This window comes from Amycolatopsis sp. NPDC089917 (genome assembly GCF_040684635.1).
In the GTDB taxonomy this organism is placed as follows: Bacteria; Actinomycetota; Actinomycetes; order Mycobacteriales; family Pseudonocardiaceae; genus Amycolatopsis.
In genome coordinates this window covers 102,649-121,082 of sequence record NZ_JBFBGL010000016.1, presented here as the reverse complement: position 1 = coordinate 121,082, position 18,434 = coordinate 102,649, and the positions used below count along the sequence as shown (strand labels likewise).

The window sequence follows — 18,434 nt, the reverse complement described above, 5'->3', positions numbered from 1 at the left end:
CACGCTACGCGGCTCGCCTGATCGCGACGTTCGGGCGGGGCCGGGCCTGGGCGGTTCGGAACGCGGCTTGGAGTTCGCTGAGCACTTGGTCCGGCTCCGTGAGCAGCCGGGACGGAAGCGTCTGCAACACGACGATCCCCGCGGCGACATAGCGAGCGTTCCGGGCGACGGTGTCCCGGTGGTCCGCGAGGTTCGCGTGGTGGCGGTAGGAGTCGATCTCCCACGCGAACGCGATCTCGTCGCACCAGAAGTCCGGGGTGGCGAGGTAATTCCCGTTCGAGTCGAAGATCGGGACATTCCAGTGCCCCGGCGGGAGCCCGGATCTTCGCCAGAGGCGCCAGGCGTCGGCCTCGGCGACGGATCTCGCTCCGGCCAGGAGTGGGATCAGGGCCCTTCGTGGAAGCGCGGTGCCGGTCCGGCCCGCTTGGTCGAGTTCCTGGGCGAGCATGTCAGTGGTGCAGAAGCGGCGTTGGACGGACTCGGCCATCATCGCCTGGATCTCGTCTTCGTCGGTGAGCCTGCGGGCGGCGTCGATGACGGCACGCGGGACGGGAGCGACGGGGATGCCATCTCGGAAGTACGGCCTCGGCAGATGCCGCGTTCTTTCGACGTGAGCGAAACCGGTCGACGCGACGCGACGATCGGCGGGCACCAGAATGTGCACGTCCCCGGGCCGCGGTAGCCGCTCCAGCCCATGGCGACTGAGCGCCCAGGGGCCGGTCAAGATCGCGTTCTCGCGACCGTGGAGCAGCGCCGCCTGGAGCTGCTGTTCACTAGTGGGTTCTCCACTGTGGAGCAGCACGATTCCGGGCAGCAACCGCTGCCAGGGGCCGCCGGGACCACATCGGCGGGAAATGGTTCGGCCCGGCACGCCGGCGGCTATGAGCGCGGCCGCGCGGACGACCATCGGGCCGTGGACGAGCAGGGGGTCGGTCGACCAGGTTCCTCTTTGCACTCGATCACCATGAACCTCGCCACCGACAAGTTTGCTCGATAAGAGACACGAGCGGACCTGTCACGCCAAAAAAGAGATTCGAGCGTGGAGGATTTGGGACGCTCAATGTCCCAAATCCTCCACGCTCGACCCGGCGTCGCCCCCGGTCACCTGAAGCTCGACCCCGCGTCCTGCGAGTAAGGAGCCTCCTGCCAAGCCGAGGCCCCCACAGTTCGCGAAGTGTCATGAACGACGAACCGCCAAGAACCCGAGTAAACGTTCTCGTACCACCGATTCCCCTGCCGAAACGTGACGGCGTCGGAAACAGAAGAACCCCGATAAGGCGACCACTCCGGATAGGTCCCGAAGTTCGCCAAAAGCGCCATCCGCCCGCACAACCCCGTGCACGAAGACCCGTGAGAGAACTTGTTCCCGTGAACCGAAACCCGCTGAGTCTTCCACCGGCAGTCGTCGTACAACGGACGAGAGGTGATCCCCGGAGAAGCGCACGAAGAGACCGAAGGAACCAGGCGAGTGCAGGACCCGGAAGAGGTATTGGCCGGGCTGTTGCAGAAGCGGTCGGCGTTCTCCCATGCGGTGATCCCGCCCCAGTTGTCCTCGAAGACGTTGTCCACGATCTCCACCAGTGAGGTCCGCGCCGGGACACGCGGCTCACCGCCCGACTCCGACAGGTAGATCGTCCCGACCGGGAAATCGTCCCCGCGAGCGGCGAAAGCACGTCCCTGCACCAGGGTGTTCCGCCGGAAGGTGTTGCCGCGGACCACGAGGTTGTACGAGATCTCGTAGAACAACGCCTCCGCCTCGTTGTCCTCGATCAGGTTGTCCTCGACGAGGAAGTCGTTGTTGTTCGTGTCCGCCCACAGCCCGGCGCCGTGGTTGTGGTGGACCCAGTTCCCGCGGATGTCGGCGCCGTCCACCGCCCAGAATTTCGCGCCGCCGCTGCAGCCGCAGCCGGGGACCTGCTTCTCCCAGTCGTCGGTGTTGTTCCCGGTGATCTCGTTGCCCTCCACGAGCAGTCCGGTGATCCCGTCACCCGCCCGGTAGGCGTTGATGCCGTACTGGCCGTTGTCGCGCAGGCAGTTCCGCAGGATCTGCTGACGCGGACCCGCCATCATCGCGGCGCCGCGGTTGTCCTCGATGGTGTTGCCTTCGATGGTCCAGTGCTCGCCGGAGTCGTGATTGACCACGCCCTGATCCCGCGGCGCCGCGAATCCGCGGATGGTGAGGCCGCGGATGACGACGTCGCGCGCCTGCTGGGTGAACGCGTAGCGGTTGACGCCGCCGCCGTCCAGCACGGCGCCGGGCGCGCCGAGGTAGGCGTCGCCGTCCTTTGGGATGACCTGGTCGTACTCGTCCTGGCCCAGCGTGTGCTTGCCCTCGGCCAGCCAGAACGTCGTGCCTGCCGGGAGCTCGCGCGTCTTCTCGGACAGGTCTGTCCCCGGGGAGACGACCACGGCGTCGGCCGGCTTCGAAGGGCTCAACGGACCCTCAGCGCAAGCCGCGGCAGGAGCCGCCGAAGCCGGGGAGGCTGTGACGACTCCTGCCGCGAGCAGCGACAGGACCACCAGGAACGCGCGCATACCGGAAACGGTAAGCCACTATGGACCGTCCCAGATGGACACTTACAGGTGAAACTTCAGCAGGTCACCGCCTCGCCGAACCCGCTGCACACGTCCTGCCGGTAGGGCTCGGCCCGCCATTGCTCCGGCGTCAGCTGCCGCGAAGCGTCCTGGGCGACGAACTTCCAAGGCCCGTAGTACTGGTTGTCGTACCACCGGTTCTCCTGCCGGAAGGTGATCGCGTCGGAGATCACGTTCCCCCGGTACGGTGACCAGGGCGGATACGTCCCGTAGTTCGAGAGCACCGCCATCCGGCCACAGCGGTCGAGACAGCCTTCCAGTGACCCGTCGAACTCGAACGTGTTCTCGTGCACCAGGACCCGCTGGGTCTTCCACCGGCAGTCGGAGTACAACGGCGCGGTCGCGATGCCCGGGTCGGAGCAGGTGGCCGTCGACGGGACCAGCGCCGTGCACGAGAACGTGGACGTGTTGGCCGGGCTGTTGCAGAACCGGTCGGCGTTCTCCCACAGGGTGATCCCCGACCAGTTGTCCGAGAACAGGTTGCCCCGGATGTCGATCTGGCTGGTCCGGGCGGGCAGCCTCGGCTCTCCGCCCGACTCGCTGAGGTACACCGCGCCGACCGGGAAGGTGTCGCCCTTGGCGGCCCGGGTGCGGCCCTGCACCAGCGCGTTGCGCCGGAACGTGTTCCCGATCAGGTCCAGGTTGTAGGAGATCTCGTAGAAGAGCCCCTCGGACGCGTTGTCCTCGATCACGTTGTCCTGGATGAGGAAATCGTTGTTGTTCGTGTCGGCCCAGAGCCCGACACCGTGGTTGTGGTGGACGAAGTTGCCGACGATGTCGGCGCGGTTCACGGCCCAGAACTTCGCGCCGCCACTGCAGCCGCAGCCCGGGATCTTCGTCTCCCAGTCGCCGGTGTTGTTCCCGGTGATCTCGTTGCCTTCGATCACCAGGTCGGACAGCCCACCGCCGGCGTGGTAGGCGTTGATGCCGTACTGGCCGTTGTTGCGCAGGCAGTTCCCGATCACCCGCTGACCGGATCCGGTCATCATCGCGGCGCCGTCGTTGTCCTCGATGACGTTGCCTTGGATGGTCCAGCGCTCGCCGGAGTCATGGTTCACCACGCCTTGGTCCTGTTGGCCGAGAAAGCCGCGGATCGTCAGTCCCCGGATGACCACGTCCTTGGCCGACGTGGTGAACGCCGCGCGGTTGAGCCGTCGTCCGTCGAGTACGGCTCCGGGTGCGCCGAGGTAGACGTTGCCGTCCTTGGGCAGCACCTGCCCGAACTGGTCGTCGGCCAGGTGATGGGTGCCCGGGGCCAGCCAGAACGTGGTCCCGGGCGGGTTGGACTTGGTCCGTTCGTTCAGATCGGTACCCGGTTCGACGACCTGGGCACCTTCCGGCGCGGAGGGGACACCGACGGTGGTGCCGCACACCCCTCTCGCCGGCTCTTCGGATGCCTCCGCCGTGCTCTCGACGGAGACCTGGAGCAGTAACACCGACAGCGCTACGCAGAGCGTCCGTCTGCCGGCCGAGCGAGATGCGATCCCAGAACTCATACCCTTCTCCGAAAAACCGGCTTCACCGGACGACCACCCAGCCACGGCGCCGGATCATCCGCGTCGAGCGCTTTGCGGTACACGAGGCAGGCCTGCGAGACCACTTCGACCGTCCGGTCGATGTCTTCTTCGGACAGCGCGGCGCTGACCACGAACGACGGTCCGAGGACCCCGCCCGTGACCAACTGCCGCAGGAACAACGTTCGATAGTCCTGCGACGGGTTCTTGCCGGCGTCGAGCGTGGCGAAGACGAGGTTGCTCGCCCGGCCGCGCACGACGACGTGTTCCCCGACCCCCGCCGAGGCCGCGACTTCGCGGACCCCGGCGGCGAGCCGGTCGCCGAGCGCGTGCAGCCGCGCGGCGATGCCTTCTTCGGTGTAGGTCTCCATGACCGCGATCGCGGCCGCCAGCGAATGCGTCTCGGCGCCGTGCGTGGTGGACAGCAGGAAGACGCGGTCCTTGCCGGTGCGCAGGCCGCCGAGTTCCATCAGCTCGCGTTTGCCCGCCAGCGCGGAGACGGCGAACCCGTTGCCGAGCGCCTTGCCGAACGTCGAGAGGTCCGGCGTGACGCCGTAGAGACCCTGAGCTCCCGCCTCGGACCAGCGGAAACCGGTGATCATCTCGTCGAAGACCAGCACGCAGCCGTACCGGTCGGCGAGTTCCCGCAGGCCGACGAGATACCCGGCGGGCGGTTCGAGCTGCGTGGACGCCTCCAGCACCAGGCAGGCGACGCGGCCCGCGTTCTCCCGCAGCAGCTGTTCCGTCGCCGGGAGGTCGCCGTACGGGAACGACACGGTGAGACCGGTGATCTCGTCCGGGATGCCCGACGACATCGCCGTGGTGCCGATGAACCAGTCGTCGATGGAGAAGAACGCGTGGTCACGGCAGATCGCCACGAGCGGCCTGCCGGTGGCCGCCCTGGCGAGCTTGACCGCGGCCGTGGTGGCATCCGAGCCGTTCTTGGCGAACTTGACCATCTCCGCGGTCGGGACGGTTTCGAGGAACTTCGTCGCCGCCCGTTCCTCCACGATGGACGGACGGGCGAAGTTGGCGCCCCGGTCGATCTCGCGGTGGGCGGCCTCGCTGACCCTCGGGTGCGCGTGCCCGAGGCTGACCGCGCGCAGCCCCGAGCCGTACTCGATGTAGGAGTTCCCGTCGACGTCCCAGACATGCGCGCCGAGCCCGTGGGAGATGACCGGCGCCAGGTTCTCCGGGTACTGGTCGTCGCCCTTGGCGTAGGTGTGCGCGCCGCCGGGGATCATGGCGTGGAGGCGCTCGTTGGCCCGCATCGACTTGGGAAGCTGACGGGTCATGCTCTCACCTCGTGTCTTGTAGTACCTGGGAAAGGGGAAGGGCACGGCGGTCCCGTTCCGACATCAGGGCCACGGGGAGCGGCCAGGGGATCGCCAGGTCCGGGTCGTCGTGCGCGATCGCGACGTCCTCGCTCGCATCGTGCTCGCGGTCGATCCGGTAGGAGACGTCGGCGATCTCGGTGAGCGCCTGGAACCCGTGCGCGCAGCCCGCCGGGATGTACAGCGAGACCTGGGTCTCCCCGGACAGCTCGAACGTCTCCTTGCCGAGGTAGGTCGGCGAATCCGGCCTCAGGTCGACGACGACGTCGAAGACGGCGCCCCACGAGCACCGGACCAGTTTCGCCTCGCCCTTCCCGGAACGGAGGTGCATCCCGCGCAGCACACCCTTGCGGGACCGGGAAACGCTGTCCTGGAGGAACCCGTTCGGGTCGATCCCGGCCGAGCGGACGACGTCGGCGTCGAACGTGCGGCTGAAGAAGCCGCGTTCGTCGGTGTGCGGGGTCGGTTCGAACAGGTACGCGCCCGCGACGGCGGGCACCGGGATCACCTTCATCGGACTCCCATCGGCAGGAAGGCGGCCGACAGTTCGGCGAACTGCTCGTCCAGTAGTCGCACTTGCTCCGCGCCCCGTTTCGCCACGATCGCGGTCAGTTCGCCCGCCCGGGATTCGAGTTCGGCAAACTGGCGCACCAGCGCGTCGAAGTCGATCTCCTTGGCCGACTGGCAGAAATCCCCCAGCCCCAGTGTGGTCATGAGGACCTTGTTCTTGCTCGCGTAGCCGATGGACAGCGTCGGTTTCGCCAGCTTCAGCGCGCACAGGACGTTGTGGTACCGGGTGGCGACGACGGTCTCGACGGCGGACATCGCCCGCAGCACGTCGTCCAAAGTGGACATCTCGGCGGCGGCGATCAGCGGGGAATCCAGTTCCCGCATGATCTCCTCGACGACCTGCTGGTCCGCCTGGTCGCCGATGAACAACTGCACCGGGCGCCCGTCGGAGACCAGCTTGGCGACGAACCGGGTGATGTTGTCCACATAGGACTCGTAGATGTCGCCGGCGCGGGCCCTGTCCTCGTTCCCGCCGTGGTAGGCCATCACGCCGACCCCGACGGAGCGGGGCAGCACCGGTTCCGACGGCGCGGGGAGGGCGAAGGCGAGATCGGGGTAGACGCGGTCGGTCGTGACGTCGACCCCCATCGCGCGCATCGCGTCCCGTGACGGCTCGTCCCGGTAGGACCGGAACGACGCCAGCCGACCGGCCCAGCCGATGACCGCCCGGGTGGCCCGCTGCGAGCTCACGCTGGCGCCGACACTCACCAGCGCCACCTTGGTCCCGACCAACCGGCCGGACGCCGAGAGCAGCAGCAACGCGTACGGGAAACCCCAGGGACGCAGGGGAAGGGTGGATTCCAGGACACCCATCCCCGGCACGATCACCACGTCCTGCCGCCGGGCCCACGCCGCCGTGCGGACGATGTCGACGAGCTTCCCGAAACCCTTCATGACGACTGAAAGCGGTCCCGAGACCGTCCGGTATTCGCCCTCGTACCAGTTCAACGCGGTCGTCTCGAGTCCGTAGCGCGACGCGACGACTTCCGGACCGCCGCACATCACGCTGATGGCGGCGTCCGGATGCTCCGTGCGCAAGAACCCGAGGACCGCCTCGAAGGAACCGTCGTTGCCGAGGTTCCCCGATCCGAGGAGTCCGAACAGCCCGATCCTCGCGGGCGGGATCAAGGGACTCGTCCCTCCTGGCCGGCGACGACCGAGACGACGGAGACCTCACGCGGGCCGGTTTCGGCCTCGGCCTGGACGGGCATCCGTCCCATGGCCGGGTTCCCCGCCCGGTTCAGTGCCCATTGCCGCAGGTAGCGGAAACATTCACGCTTCTCGGCGCCGGAGATCGGCGCGGTGCGGATCGCGTTGACGTACCCCAGGACGTACTCGCCGAGCAGCCGGATCATCGGATGGCGCAGCTTGTCGGCCCGCTTCGGGTCGAGGTTGGTGGCCCGCCGTCGCACGGTCGGGTGCTCGTGCTCGGAACGGCCGGGGTGGTCGCGCCGGAAGTACAGCCAGTCGGGCACCTGGTGGAACGGGCCGTGCAGGGCCAGTTCCGAGATGATCGTGCGGTCCGCGTGGTGGTAGCTGTCCAGCGGCGCGACGCGGCGCAGCACCTCGGTGCGGATGACCGCGCCGTCGTCGTCCCCGCCGGGGGCGAACAGCGTGCTGCGGAAGCGTTCCGCGGCGTGCGGCGAGACCGTGTTGAGCGGGTACTCCAGGGCCTGCGTGACGACCCCCTTCTCGTCGATCATCGCCGTCCACGAGTGCGAGAGGACGAACTCGGGGTGCTCGTCGAGCGCCTCGACGCAGCGTTCCAGCAGGTCGCGCGCGTACAGGTCGTCGTCGGAGGCCCACTTGAACAGCTCGCCGCGGGCGACGTCGACGCAGTAGTTGTGGTTGGGCGCGCAGCCGATGTTCACCGGCTGGCGCACGTAGCGGACGCGGGAATCCAGCTTCGCGTACTCGCGGCTGATCTCTTCGGTGCGGTCGGTGGACGCGTTGTCCGAGATGATCAGCTCGAAGTTCGCGAAGCTTTGGCCGAGGAGTGCGTCCAGCGATTCGGCGAGGTAGTCCTCGCCGTTGTAGACCGGGAGCCCGATGCTCAGCCGAGGAGCGGTGCTCATGACGTCCTCATTTCTTCCTTCTCCGAAGTCTTGTGTTCCTTGAGGGCGATGTGCAGCTGAAGCCACCACACCGCTGATCCGCTGGTGATCGCCAACGCGACCCCCCAAGCGGATCCGGACGCCCCGGCCAAGAAGGCGCCTATGAGCCCGAAGCCGACATAGCCGGCCGAGTTGATCAGCTGGGCGCGAAGGCTCCGTTTCGCAGCGCCGAGCGCACGCAGTCCGGCGGCCGCTCCGGTGTTGAATCCCGCCGCGGCGATGCCGATGGTCACCGGGAGGATCAGTTTCGAAGCGTGATCCCAGACGTCACCGAGGACGAACCGGCCGGCGTCGTGGGGTACCAGAAGCAAGGCGAGGCCCCAGAACAGGGCCGCCGCCGCCTGGCCGGCGCCGAGGACGGCGCAGAACTTCCGGAAGCGGTGCGGGGCCCGTTGGAGCACCCGTGCGCTTTCGGCGACCGTGACCAGGGAAAGTCCCATCAAGAGGGCGAAGAACGGCCCGAGGAGCAGTTCGGCGCCGCGGACCGCGCCGACGCTCGCGATCCCGGCGATCGCGCCGAGACCGTACATCCGCAGTTGCGACGAGCCGCTGTTGCTGACGTTTTCGATCACGTAGCGGGCGCCGAGGTCGCGGTGTGCCTTGATCCAGTCGAGCGTGCCGCGCGGATCCGGCCGGACCCCGGACTGCAGGCAGCCGAAACCCGCGGCGACCGCCCCGGAAAGGCCCCACGCCAGGATGAACGCGACGACGGTGTCGGACGTGTGGTGCGCGATGAACAACGCCGGGATCAGCGCGATCCCCCAGACGACGTCGTTGAGGAACGCCTTCTTCCCGTGTCCGGCGGCGAAGAAGGCGAACCGCCACGCGTCCTGCAGCAGCAGGGTGGGGATGACGAAGCCGAGCGCGATGAACGCCCCGCCGGTGCTGTCGCCCACGATGAGCCCGGCGGCCACGCTGATCAGCCCGGACACGACGCCCGCGGTGAGCGCCGTCCCGGTCGCCCGCTTGGTCGCGGCGCGCCAGGATTCGGTGGACACCCCGGAGAACCGCACCATCAGCGGATCCGTCGTCAGCCCGCGCGAAAGGTTGAGCACCACGCCGTAGCTGACCCAGGCGAGGCTGAACATGCCGAACGCGAACGTGCCGAGCGAACGCGCGACGTAGAGACCGACCACGAAGTTGGTGATACTGGAGACGGCCTGGTCGCCGAGGCCCCAGCTGAGCCGTCCGGCCATCGCCCGGACGGCTTGGGAACGCAGAAGTGATCGCATCTCTAATCCTTGAGCAATCCGGCGTCGTGCAGCGCCTGAGCGGCGGCGACGACGGAATCGAACGGCAGCCCGGACCGCTCGGCGACGTCGAGCAGGCTGTGCTCGCCGTCCGAGAGGTTGAGCACCCAGAGCATGGCCATCTGGGCTTGTTTGGCGTCGCTTCGCCCGCCCAGCGAGCCGTACAGCCCCCGCTTGCCGAGTTGCGGCTCGCCGTAGGGGCTGAGGTTGACATAGCTGCGGTTGCGGTCGAGAACGGCGTACGTGTCCTTCAAGGTCTGGAGGGTTTCCTCCATGGCCTCGGTGGAGACGAAATCGAGGTTGTCGGCCGAGGTGTGGTACTCGGGATAGCCCGCGTACGGCGTCCTCGTCAGCGATCCGACACCCAGGTTGAAGCCGGGGGAGCAGAACTGGCGCTCGTCGTAGCCGTACGGCGAGAAGTCCACGATCTCGTGCGCGCGATCGGCCAGGACGTAGGAGAGCACGCGGTCGATCTCGGCGTCGCCCCGGCGGCTTCGCTTGTACGTCAGCGATCCAGGGTCACCGGCGCACGCCAGCACGAGCCCGGCCTTGATCCGGCCGGCGCGCTCGGTGTTGCGCGCCAGCCAGGTGATGGCGCCGATCGTGCCCGGCATGAACAGGAACCGGTACGTGTAGTGGGGCTTTTCGAGCGTCTGCGCGAAGGCGGCGGCGATCGCGATCCCGGCGACGTTGTCGTTCGCCAGCGACGGATGACACGTGTGACAGGAGATGATCACCTCGTCGGCGACCTCGCCCCGCACAACGTGCTCCGCGTAGGTGAGGCTCCCGTCGGCCAGTGTCGAGTCGATGCAGACCTCGTACTCGCCGTCCGGCATCGCGTCGAGGGTTTCCTGTGCCAGGCAGAAACCCCAGGTCGGCGAGTAGTAGCTGGTCCGGTACGGCACCCAGGACGGCTGGTCGGGCAGGGTGTGGAGGTGTTCCCGCAGCTCGGAGAGTGGCATCTTCCGCGACACCGGGACGCTGTAGCCGACGACGTGCAGATTCGACTCCTGAAAGTCGACCACGCGGCGGCCGGAAGCGTCCTTGATGTACGCGTCGCGGATGTTCCACTCCTGCGGCACCGTCCAGTCCAATACCTGGGTGCCGGTGGGGACCTCGTGGATCTCCAGCGGGATGTGCTCGCCGACGATCTCCAGCGTGCGGCGGACGCCGTCGCCGGTGATGCTGCGGCACAGCGGATACAGGCGCTCGACCAGCTCACGCAGGCCGGCGCTCGTGTCCAGGTCCCGGTACGACATCAGCGACGCCGGAGGGTGTCGTCGAGTTCGCCGGCGGCGGTGCGGTCCTGCAGCCGGGCCAGCCGGGTGAACAGGCGCTGGAAGCCGTGTTCGGTGAGGCCGTGGGTCTTGTAGGCGTCGATCAGTTCGAGCGCGCCGTCCTTGACCGACCAGTCGCAGTCGAAGCCCGGGATCGCCGCGCGGAACCGGGAGAAGTCGACCCGGTAGGACCGCGGGTCCGCGCCCGCCTCGCCGGTGATCCGCAGCGTCGAGCCGGGAACGGCCTCGACGACCTCTTCGGCGATCTCGGCGACGGTCACGTTGTTGCGTTCGGTGCCGATGTTGAACGCCTTGCCGTGCACGGCTTCCTTGGGCGCCACCAGGGCCGCCGCGAAGGCACGCGCGATGTCCTTGGCGTGCACCAGCGGCCGCCACGGCGTGCCGTCGGAGAGCACCAGGACCTCGCCGGAGAGGAACGCGTGCGCGGTCAGGTTGTTCAGCACGATGTCGCCGCGCAGCCGCGGCGAGAACCCGAACGCGGTGGCGTTGCGCATGTACACCGGGCTGAAGTCGCCGTCCGCGAGCTCCTGGACGTCGTCCTCCACCCGCACCTTCGACTCGGCGTACGGCGTCACCGGGCGCAGCGGCGCGTCCTCGTCGACCAGGCCGTCGCCGCCCGAAGCGCCGTAGACCGAGCACGTCGAGGCGTAGAGGTACCGCTTGACCCCGGCGTCCTTCGCCAGCTTGGCCAGCTTGACCGACGCGTGGTGGTTGATGTCGTAGGTCAGCTCCGGCGCCAGCGAACCGAGCGGGTCGTTGGACAGCGCGCCGAGGTGGATCACGGCGTCCACGCCGGCCACGTGCTCGGCCGTGACGTCACGAAGGTCGACCTCGAAGCCTTCGGGATCCTGGGGCGCGGGGCCCAGCACGCAGGTGTCGTAGAGACCGGAGTCGAGGCCGACCACCTCGTGGCCTTCGGCGGCCAGCACCGGGGCCATCACCGTGCCCAGGTAGCCCTTGTGCCCGGTCAGCAGCACACGCATGACTTTCAGCCTTTCGCAGTGAGGTCGAGCGTCAGTTTCTTGAGGTCGAAGGCCTCGGCATAACGCTGCCCGCATTCGATGCCGCGAATGCGGGCGAGGCCGAGGAAGGCTTCCCGGTCGTACCAGGGCCGGTGCCGCTGCGAGGCGTAATGCTCCTGCAGCAGCCGGACCTTCTCCTCGGCGCGGTCCGGGGAGAGCGGGACGTACGCGGTGGGTTTGCCGAGGTCGCCGTCCCATTTGGCGATCTCGTACTCCAGCTGGAGATGGGTGCGGAACACCGTCGGCACCAGCGTCGCCAGGCCGCGGTGGTCCTGATGCGCGTCGGCCGTGCGCGGCGAGAGGACGAGATCCGGATCCGTGCGGCGGCGCAGGTCCTCCAGCCCGTTCTTGGCCTCTTCCCAATGCGAGGGGAACCGGCCGTCGGGCAGTTTCAGCACGGTGACCTCGACGTCGGCGCCCGGGCAGAAGGCCGCGAGCGCGGCGCGCTCCTCGGCCTCCCGCTCGGTGCCGCCGCCGGACAGGACGAGCGCGTCGACCCGGACCCCCGGGTTGCCGGCGCAGATCGTCAGCAGTGTGCCGCCCGCCCCGATGGCGATGTCGTCACAATGCGCGCCGAGCGCGACGATCCGCTCGATCCCGCCGGTGCCGAGTCCGATCACGCCGTGACCGCCGGCGCGGGTTCGCGTTCCCACCGCGCCCAGGGGCGGTCTCCGTGCGCGTACGCGTCGTCGAGCTGGACGCGTTCCTTGACGGTGTCGGTCGGCTTCCAGAACCCGCGGTACGGGTACGCGAGCAGCTTGCCGCGCTTGGCGAGCTCGCCGCAGCCGTCGGCCACCAGGTCGCCGCCCTCGGGGATGTGGTCGAAGACCTCCTGGCGCAGCACGAAGTACCCGCCGTTCTCCCACAGCGGCATCTCGCTGACCGGGGTCAGCGCGCCGATCCGGCCGTCCTCGTTCATCTCGACGCAGTGGAACGACGACTGCGGCGGCACGACCATCATCGACGCGCCGGCGTCGGATTCCTTGAACCGCTCGATCATTTCCGGGAGCGGGGCGTCGGTGAGGACGTCGGCGTAGTTGGCGAGGAACATCTCGTCGCCTTCGAGATACGGGCGCACCCGGCGCAGCCGCTCGCCGATGGCCGATTCGAGGCCGGTCTGCACGAAGGAGATCGACCAGTCCGCGATGTCGGTCGACAGCAGTTCCGCCTTGCCGTTGCGCAGGACGAAATCGTTGGAGACGGTCTCCTGGTAATTGAGGAAGAATTCCTTGATGTGGTGCGCGCCGTAACCGAGACAGAGCACGAACTCGGTGTGGCCGAAATGCGCGTAGTAGCGCATCACGTGCCAGATCAGCGGTCTGGGGCCGACCATGGCCATCGGCTTCGGCACGTCGGACGCGTCACCGTTGCGCATCCGCATGCCGTAGCCGCCGCAGAAGAGGACTACCTTCACGACTTCACCTCGACGATTTCCAGGTGCGGGATGGGGAAGACCAGTTTCCCGCCCCAATCGCCGGCAAAGGACAATTGGGCGGTCAGTTCCTTCCGGAGGTTCCACGGAAGGACGAGCACGTAATCGGGCCGGTCCGCTTCGATGCGCTCCGGCGGGAGGATCGGGATGCGGGTGCCGGGGGTGAACCGGCCGTGCTTGTACGGGTTGCGGTCGACGGTGTACCGCAGCACGTCCGGGCGGATGCCGCAGTGGTTCAGCAGCGTGTTGCCCTTGCCCGGGGCGCCGTAGCCGACGACGGTCTTGCCTTCGAGCGCCGCGTCGGTGAGGAACTTGTTCAGATCGAGCCGGACCTTGGTGACCCGCTCGGCGAATTCGGTGTAGCCGGACATTTCGTGCAGCCCGGCGGCCTTCTCGGCGTCGAGGACCCGCATCATCCGCTCGCTCGGCTCGCCGGCGACGGCGTCCGGGCGCGCCCACAGCCGGATGGATCCGCCGTGGGTGGGCAGCAGTTCGACGTCCACAACGGACAATCCGCCGCGCGAAAGGGCCCGGCGCGCGGATTCCACCGTGTAGTACTGGAAGTGCTCGTGATAAATGGTGTCGTACTGGTTCTCCTGGATCAGCGTCAGCAGGTGCTGGACCTCGATGCTGACCCAGCCGTCATCGGCGACGAGGGCGCGGAGCCCGTGCGTGAAGCCGATGATGTCCGGAATGTGTGCGTAAACGTTGTTCGCCACGACGAGGTCGGCGGGACCGTGCTCCTCGCGGACGTCGCGCCCGCTTTCGGGACTGAGGAAGGCGGTCTTCGTCGGCACCCCGGCGTCACGCGCGGCTTGGCCCACGTTCACCGAAGGTTCCACGCCAAGACAGCGGATCTGCTGCGCCACAACATGTTTGAGCAGATAGCCGTCATTGCTGGCGACTTCGACGACGAACGAGGACTCGTCGAGCCCGAGTCGTTCGACGGCGCCGTCGACGAAGGTCTTGGCGTGGTCGACCCAAGAGGCGGAATACGACGAGAAGTACGCGTATTCGGTGAAAGTCTCTTCCGGGGTGATCAGCGGTGGGATCTGGGCGAGCCAGCATTCGGTGCAGACCCGCAGGTGCAGAGGATAGGTCTGCTCCGGTTCCGCGAGCTGTTCCGCGGTCAGGAAACGTTCGCACGGCGGCGTCGCCCCGAGGTCGACGACGCTGGCGAGATGGGCCGATCCGCAGAGTCGGCAGGTGGTCATCGAGAGGCTCCTTGGCTCGCGTCACGTATCCCAGACGTCGGCACCTCGGGCCACCTCGTTACAGGCCATTCCGGGGTCTCACGCTTCCGTCTCACAACCGAAACCTGGCGTCTCGTCCATCGGCGCACCTGTCTCGGCCATCCGGGCGCGGGCAATGCCGGAACCCCGTGACCGTGGGTGATTCCAAGCCCCTCACTTCGCGTTTAGCCCGCTAAACGCGATCCCGCATTCACGGAACCCGGCCACTTCGCGTTCAGCGGGCCAAACGCGAAGTGGCCAGTGGCGCCGCTCACATCGTCAAGAAACCACCAAGGCGTAGTCCGCGTCGGTCGCCGGCGTTTCCGGATGTCCGTCGGCGTTGACCTGCGTCGCCACGACCTCCACCGTCCAAGTCCCGGCGGCGGGCTTTTCGAGGATGACGTTCTCCACCGTGTCGAGGGTGTTCGGCGAGCCGCCCGCGGTCGAGAAGTTGCCCGCGTTCAGCCCGTTGTTGCCGTAGTAGACGGTCCCGTTCGGCGCGGTCACCTTCAGGGTCAGGTCGTTGACCCTGGCGGCCGACGCGCTCGGCGAGCCTGCCGGGTCGGTGTAGGCCAGCGTCGCCTTGAACTGCTTCGTGCCGTTCACCGCGACCGTGTACTTCTTGGACTGCCCGGTGCTCAGCAGATCCGTCTCGTTGACCAGCACCGGCAGCTTCCACCCGTTCGCCTTGGCCTGTTCGTGCAGGTACCGCACGTTCGCGGTGCCCCAGCCCTGATGCGTGCGGGTCATGTCGTGCGAGGTGCCGCTGAACGCGAACTGGTCGGCCCCGTTGACCAGCAGCGCCTTCGCGGTCGCGGCGTGCGGGCGGCTCGTGAAGACGTCGCGCCCCTTGCCGGGGCCGCCGTCGAACACACCGTCGGCCCACATCTGGAACAGCAGACCGGCGTTTCCGCAGGTGATCGGGGTCGCGCCGCTCGTGCCGCCGAACGACGTCGTGTACGAGGTGTCACTGCCGGACGACGTGGTGTCGATCTTGTCGTAGTAGTTCGACAGTTCCGGTTTGATCCGGCCGTCGGAGGCCGGGCCGATGCTGGCGCCGCGGTTCCACTTGTCGTCGGTGCGGCTCAGCGTGTTGTAGTGGTACTGCCCGCCGACCGAAAGCACGTTCTTCGACCAGGCCTGCGGCCGCGACTGCTGGGTCCCGGCGTTGCTCTGCGACTGGCAGATCAGCAGGTCGAGGTCGAAGACGATCTTGTCGAGCTCGGCCGACACCGAGGTGTACGACGTCGTCAGCCCGCCGCCCCAGCTGTTGCTCTGGAACACCGCGCGGTACTTGCCTGCCGGGTCGACGAGTTCCTTCGTGTGCGCGTAGCGGTCCGGTTTGTTGTAGGTGGCGAAGATGCCCTGGCCCTCGGGCAGCAGGCCACGCTGCGGGGCGCTCACGCCGGACGCGAAGATCTCCCCGTACGTCGCGGTGCCGTGGCTGGTGTCGGTCGAGTTCGAGCCGTGCAGCACGGTCGGCCGCGCCTTGAACTCCTGGTGCGTGGCGCGCAGCCCGCCGTCCATGACCTCGCCGCGCACGCCCTGGCCGCGGTAGCCGCCGACACTCTCGATGTAGTTCGCGCCCCCGCTCTCCCTGGCGTTGGCCATGTCGGTCCCGGGTGCGGTGATCGCGCCGACCGCGAGCACCTCGGCGCCCTGCGCCACGGTCGCGACCTGGCCGGAGCCGAGCGTGGCGACGAGGTGCTGACCGCTCTGCGAGATCGCCTCGATACCGCCGCCGAGCCGCAGGATCCGCTCGGCCACCGCGCGCTGGTCCCGCGCGTCCGGCTCGACCAGCGTCACCAGATAGCTGCCCGTCCCGGCCATCGAGATTTCCGTCTTGTCATCCGGCCGGTATTCGCCGAGCCAGCGGACGAAAGTCAATTTCGCGATCGATTCGCGGTTCTCGGGCTTGAACCTGACCACGTACGCGAAATCGGGAATGTAGGTCCCGATTCGCACGCCGAGCCCGCGCAATTGTCCCCGCTGCGCGTCGGTCAGCGTGTTCCGGACCTGGAGCAGGTAGGCGCCCTTCCAGTCCTGGCTCGCCGCCGCGCGCTGGGTGAGCGGGTCGAAGGTCCTGCTGGCCAGGCGGATGAACTGGGGGTCTTCGGGGGTCGGGGCGGCCGCGGCCACCCCACTGGTCAGGAGCATCGCGCCGACCAAGGGCGCGAGGAAGCGGACAGACTTCGACCGTGGCATGAAATACCTCCGGGGAGCTCTGCAGGGGAGAGAGTCTTCCGAAGGTACCGACCGAAATGCCCGATGATCAGCCGCTGAACGGCCCAGCGCTTTTCCGGCGCTGCGGGAAATGGAGCATAAACGGTTAAAAACTCGTTCAGCGGGCGGCGGGGATCTCGTCGATCGTCCCGCTGAACCGCGCCAGCCGCTCGCGTTCCTCCTCGTCGAGGCGCCGCGTGCCGCCGTCGGGCAAGGTGCACGCGACCCAGATGGTGCGGCAGCGCGCGTAGACGACCTTCTCGTCGCGAAGTCTGCTGTTCACCACGATGTCGCAGGTCCCGATTCGTCCCACCACGGTCTCCACCTCGACCGGGTTGTCGCGGAACGTCAGCCGCCGCACGTAGCTGACGTTGTGCTTCGCGATCAGATAGGTCGGCCCCTTCGTCCGGAAGACCCGGTCACGCCGCGGGTCGAGCATCGCGACCTGCGCTTCCTGGAAGTAGTCCAGCAGCCGCACGTTCCCGACGTGACCGAGGTAGTCCAGGTCGGTGACCCGCAGGCGATGACGGTAGAGATGGATTTCGGAGGCGGGATTCGCACTGGTCGTCCCCAGCGGATGTGCGTGCACGGTGTGGATCTTCAACGATCGCGCGGTGTTCCCGCCGCACGGCGCCGCCGACACCGGCCCGGTTCACTCCATCAGGGTTTCGGAAAGCTCGCGGATCGCGGCGGTCTCGGCGGTGTGGAGGTCCCGGATCATCGTGCCCATCGCGGCGAAGAGGTCGCGGGCCTCGACGTCGGTGAACGGCGTTTCGTCGTCGTAGTGCGCACGCAGTTTCCACAGCTCCGCGCCGGCCTCCGCGGCCGCGTCCTGCCCCGCGTCGCCTTCGCGGACACCCGCCGAGACCGCGCTGACCAGCCCGCGCATCCACCCGAACTCCGCCGCCGACGCCGGGACGGCGGCCTCGGCCAGTTCGGCCCAGCGTTCGGCGATCCCGCGCCATGTCGAGGCCTGTTCGGCCAGCTCCGGGAGTTCGAGCAGACCGGAGGCCTCGGTGAGCGCGTCGGCGAACAGCCCGCGCAGGTGCCCGCCTTCCATCCCGGCCGGGGTGACGCTCTCCCAGACGTCGAACAGCGCTCCGACGAGACCGCGCCGCTCGGCGAACGCGCGCGGCCAGCCCTTCGGGTCGCGTTCGTCGGTCATCGCCTTCGCCCAGCGTCCCCAGGCGGGCAGCGAAAACGACTTCGACGGCTCGGAGAGGTTCCGCGCGCAGTCGGCCAGCCCGTCGTGCACGGCCGCCCGCCAGTCCGGGACCTCGCCGGGCGTGATCGTCGCCAGGAGGTTCTTGTACGAGCCGACCCGGCCGCGCGCGGCGTCGAACGTCTTCCGGTCGACCGTCAGCGGAGCGAGGTTCCGGTCGTCGACGAGCACACGGCCGTCTTCTTCGCCGTACGCGACGACGAAGTGGCCGCCACCGCCGGACATCGCCGGCGGCAGGTGCCAGTAGCCGAGCGACTCGCGGTCGGGGAGGACGATCACCGGTCGCCCGGCTTCGAGGTCGGCGGTGAGCCGTTTCGCGGCCGCGCGTTTGCCGCCGGTGGTGTGGATGTCGGCGCCGAGCCCGAGACGGTCCACTGTGGACTTCAGCCATTCCCGCGGATAGTGCCAGCGCGCGCGGAAACCGAACACGATCGTCGACGTCGACTCGTGCGCGAAATCCCAGAGGATGTAGCCCGCCCCGATCCCGCCGGACACGGCGAACACCAGCGCCTCGCTCGGCGGTTTCCCGTCCGGGCCTTCGACGTCGTGGTGTGCCAGCACGGCGGCCACGGCCGACACGTCCGGTTGCAGCCCGCCGCGCGGTACGTACTCGCTCACCCCGCCATCA

At 68.2% G+C, this 18,434-nt stretch carries 16 protein-coding genes; all 16 read right to left on the bottom strand.

Going from position 1 to position 18,434, the window contains the following annotated elements:
• Positions 1-4: 4 nt before the first annotated feature.
• The gene (locus AB0N89_RS14800) at positions 5-955 is read right to left on the bottom strand and encodes a hypothetical protein (protein WP_364204560.1); all 951 of its coding nucleotides are present in this window, start codon (positions 953-955) and stop codon (positions 5-7) included.
• Between the two features lie 146 nt (positions 956-1,101).
• On the bottom strand, positions 1,102-2,535 hold the full coding sequence (locus tag AB0N89_RS14795) for a right-handed parallel beta-helix repeat-containing protein (RefSeq protein ID WP_364204559.1): 1,434 nt from the start codon (positions 2,533-2,535) through the stop codon (positions 1,102-1,104).
• A gap of 56 nt (positions 2,536-2,591) precedes the next feature.
• Complete coding sequence (locus AB0N89_RS14790) at positions 2,592-4,091, bottom strand: right-handed parallel beta-helix repeat-containing protein (protein ID WP_364204557.1); 1,500 nt, start codon at positions 4,089-4,091, stop codon at positions 2,592-2,594.
• Positions 4,088-5,404, bottom strand: a complete 1,317-nt coding sequence (locus tag AB0N89_RS14785) for a glutamate-1-semialdehyde 2,1-aminomutase (RefSeq protein WP_364204555.1) — start codon at positions 5,402-5,404, stop codon at positions 4,088-4,090. The genes AB0N89_RS14790 and AB0N89_RS14785 overlap by 4 nt, the downstream gene beginning before the upstream one ends.
• Before the next feature lie 4 nt (positions 5,405-5,408).
• A complete protein-coding gene (locus AB0N89_RS14780; RefSeq protein WP_364204553.1) occupies positions 5,409-5,957 on the bottom strand; it encodes a dTDP-4-dehydrorhamnose 3,5-epimerase family protein in 549 nt (182 codons plus the stop codon).
• Complete coding sequence (locus AB0N89_RS14775) at positions 5,954-7,141, bottom strand: polysaccharide pyruvyl transferase family protein (protein WP_364204551.1); 1,188 nt, start codon at positions 7,139-7,141, stop codon at positions 5,954-5,956. The genes AB0N89_RS14780 and AB0N89_RS14775 overlap by 4 nt, the downstream gene beginning before the upstream one ends.
• Positions 7,138-8,088 (bottom strand): glycosyltransferase family 2 protein, encoded by a 951-nt coding sequence (locus AB0N89_RS14770; protein ID WP_364204549.1) that lies wholly within the window; start codon positions 8,086-8,088, stop codon positions 7,138-7,140. Before AB0N89_RS14770 ends, AB0N89_RS14775 begins: the two co-directional genes overlap by 4 nt.
• Entirely contained in the window at positions 8,085-9,359 is a 1,275-nt protein-coding gene (locus tag AB0N89_RS14765) for a hypothetical protein (RefSeq protein ID WP_364204547.1), read from the bottom strand. Before AB0N89_RS14765 ends, AB0N89_RS14770 begins: the two co-directional genes overlap by 4 nt.
• 2 nt (positions 9,360-9,361) lie before the next feature.
• Entirely contained in the window at positions 9,362-10,636 is a 1,275-nt protein-coding gene (locus AB0N89_RS14760; RefSeq protein WP_364204545.1) for a DUF4910 domain-containing protein, read from the bottom strand.
• Positions 10,636-11,658, bottom strand: coding sequence for an SDR family oxidoreductase (locus AB0N89_RS14755; protein ID WP_364204543.1), 1,023 nt, complete (start codon positions 11,656-11,658; stop codon positions 10,636-10,638). The genes AB0N89_RS14760 and AB0N89_RS14755 overlap by 1 nt, the downstream gene beginning before the upstream one ends.
• Positions 11,659-11,663: 5 nt before the next feature.
• A complete protein-coding gene (locus AB0N89_RS14750) occupies positions 11,664-12,317 on the bottom strand; it encodes a PIG-L family deacetylase (RefSeq protein WP_364204541.1) in 654 nt (217 codons plus the stop codon).
• Positions 12,314-13,111, bottom strand: a complete 798-nt coding sequence (locus AB0N89_RS14745) for a sugar phosphate nucleotidyltransferase (RefSeq protein WP_364204539.1) — start codon at positions 13,109-13,111, stop codon at positions 12,314-12,316. The genes AB0N89_RS14750 and AB0N89_RS14745 overlap by 4 nt, the downstream gene beginning before the upstream one ends.
• A complete protein-coding gene (locus AB0N89_RS14740; RefSeq protein ID WP_364204537.1) occupies positions 13,108-14,343 on the bottom strand; it encodes a class I SAM-dependent methyltransferase in 1,236 nt (411 codons plus the stop codon). The genes AB0N89_RS14745 and AB0N89_RS14740 overlap by 4 nt, the downstream gene beginning before the upstream one ends.
• A 297-nt stretch (positions 14,344-14,640) precedes the next feature.
• A complete protein-coding gene (locus AB0N89_RS14735; RefSeq protein WP_364204535.1) occupies positions 14,641-16,566 on the bottom strand; it encodes a S8 family serine peptidase in 1,926 nt (641 codons plus the stop codon).
• Positions 16,567-16,702: 136 nt separating this feature from the next.
• Positions 16,703-17,227, bottom strand: coding sequence for an acyl-CoA thioesterase (locus AB0N89_RS14730; protein ID WP_364204533.1), 525 nt, complete (start codon positions 17,225-17,227; stop codon positions 16,703-16,705).
• Between the two features lie 9 nt (positions 17,228-17,236).
• On the bottom strand, positions 17,237-18,424 hold the full coding sequence (locus tag AB0N89_RS14725; RefSeq protein WP_364204531.1) for a BtrH N-terminal domain-containing protein: 1,188 nt from the start codon (positions 18,422-18,424) through the stop codon (positions 17,237-17,239).
• Between the last annotated feature and the right edge of the window lie 10 nt (positions 18,425-18,434).